General features: G+C 69.9%; 1 protein-coding gene. It reads left to right on the forward strand.

Translation table 11 applies throughout. The annotated features are described in order from the left end of the window. Nucleotides 1-69 precede the first annotated feature (69 nt). Nucleotides 70-529, forward strand: a 460-nt coding sequence (locus tag IE249_RS35625) for an acyl carrier protein (protein ID WP_229860055.1), incomplete at its 3' end; no start/stop codon positions are given.

Genomic DNA, 529 nt, shown 5'->3' on the forward strand with positions numbered 1-529 from the left:
CAGTGTCGTCGGTCGGAGGGTCTGCCGGCGAGTGCGCTGGCGTGGGGTCTGTGGGCCGAGGCCAGCGGCATGACCGGCAACCTCAGCGACCGTGACCTGCGGCGTATGACACGGGACGGAATGCTCGCTCTGTCCTCCGAGGAGGGCCTGGCGCTCCTCGACACGTCGTTGGCGGTGGATGAGGCGGTTCTGCTGCCGATGCGGCTGGACCTGGCCGTGCTGCGTGCGGAGGCCGCGGCGACCGGCACGGTCCCGGCACTCCTGCGCGGCCTCGTACGCGCGCCGCTGCCGCGCGTCTCCTCCTCTTCCGCTTCGGGCGGTGTAGGTACCGCGCTCGGACAGCGGCTGGCCGGTCTGCCTGCCGTCGAGCAGGACCGTGAGCTGCTTGAACTGGTGCTCCGGAGCGTGGCCGGTGTCCTTGGCTACTCCGGCCCCCAGGCCGTTGCGTCCAACCGTGCGTTCAAGGAGTTGGGTTTTGACTCGTTGACGGCGGTGGAGTTGCGGAATGATCTGCGGTCGGTGACGGGGT

It is taken from the genome of Streptomyces anandii JCM 4720 (genome assembly GCF_014650655.1).
Classification (GTDB): Bacteria; Actinomycetota; Actinomycetes; order Streptomycetales; family Streptomycetaceae; genus Streptomyces; species Streptomyces anandii.